This is a genomic window from Glycomyces sp. NPDC021274, assembly GCF_040641195.1.
Classification (GTDB): Bacteria; Actinomycetota; Actinomycetes; order Mycobacteriales; family Micromonosporaceae; genus Glycomyces.
The window spans coordinates 1-1,197 of sequence record NZ_JBFADC010000098.1; the positions used below are offsets into that span (position 1 = coordinate 1).

1 protein-coding gene and 1 pseudogene are annotated in these 1,197 nt (G+C 67.6%); both read right to left on the reverse strand.

What is annotated here, in order from left to right:
• Window positions 1-405, reverse strand: a pseudogene (locus AB0I03_RS26860) (class E sortase); the annotation flags it as partial.
• Window positions 406-431: 26 nt separating this feature from the next.
• A partial coding sequence (locus AB0I03_RS26865; protein WP_360417426.1) for a class E sortase occupies window positions 432-1,197 on the reverse strand: 766 nt, incomplete at its 5' end.

Below are 1,197 nucleotides of genomic sequence, written 5' to 3' on the forward strand. Positions count from 1 at the left end.
CTGCGGGAGGGCGGACTTGACGGGCTTGGTGTAGTAGCCGGCGACTCCTTCGTTGAGGATGTCGTTGTCGGTGCCCTTCTTGACCAGCACCTCGCCGTTGTCCATCGCCGGTACGTGGAGGAAGCCGATGCCGTCCTTGGTGTCCAGCGCTCCCGGCCCCTTGGGGCCCGGTGGCGCGGCGGCCCAGTGCTTGCGGACCTGGTCGCTCTGCTTGTGGGATTCGCGGTCGGCGAGGACGTTGGTCCACCACAGCGAGTAGACGACGAACAGGCCCAGGATCAGCCCGGCCGTGATGAGGAGTTCACCGATGACGCTGACGACGGAGGCGAAGGTGCGCCACCCCCGGCGTGGCTCCGGTGACGTCGCGGACCCGTCGCGGTCCTCGTCGATTCCGCTGGCAGTCACCGGTTAGCTCCCCTTCAGTTGTCCGCTCAGCCGGCGAGCGCTTCCGGTTTGCCCTTGCTCCGTGGCCGCTCGTCCACCATCTTGCCCCAGACGATCAATCGATAGGTACTGGTGAACTCCGGGGTGCATGTGGTCAGGGTGAGGTACCGCCCCGGGCCGGTGAATCCCGAGCCGGGCGGGACCGGGCCGATCACGCTGGTGTTGCTGGGAGAGGTCTGCGGGAGGACGCTCTCCATCTCGTAGGTGTAGTAGGCGCTCTGCGTCTCGACGACGATCTTGTCGCCCTTGGTGAGGCGGTTGATGTAACGGAACGGCTCGCCATGGGTGTTGCGGTGGGCGGCGACGGCGAAGTTGCCGGCCTTGTCCCAGGGCATCGCGGTCTTGATACCGCTGGCGGCGTCGTAGTGGCCGATCATGCCGTGGTCGAGAACGGAGTGCTTGTCGATGCCCTGGGCGATCGGGGCCTTCACGTCGAGCTTGGGGATGTACATGATGCCGAAGCGCTCGCCGTCCGCGAGGTTCTTCTTCTCGCCGCCGCCCTGCTCCCACTGGTGCTGAAGGTTGTTGGCGGCGCCGCCCGCCTCCTCGTCGGCCATCACGTTGGTCCACCACAGCTGATAGGTGACGAACAGCAGCATCAGCACGCCGAGGGTGATGAACACTTCGCCCAGTGCGCGGCTGGCGATCAGGCCGGGGCTGTCCTTGGCGGCGCGCTGCGCCCGGCGGGCCTCGACCCGGGTCATGGGGGCCTTGGGCGCCTCGACGTCCGTCGCGGCGGCCGGGGCCGAAGCG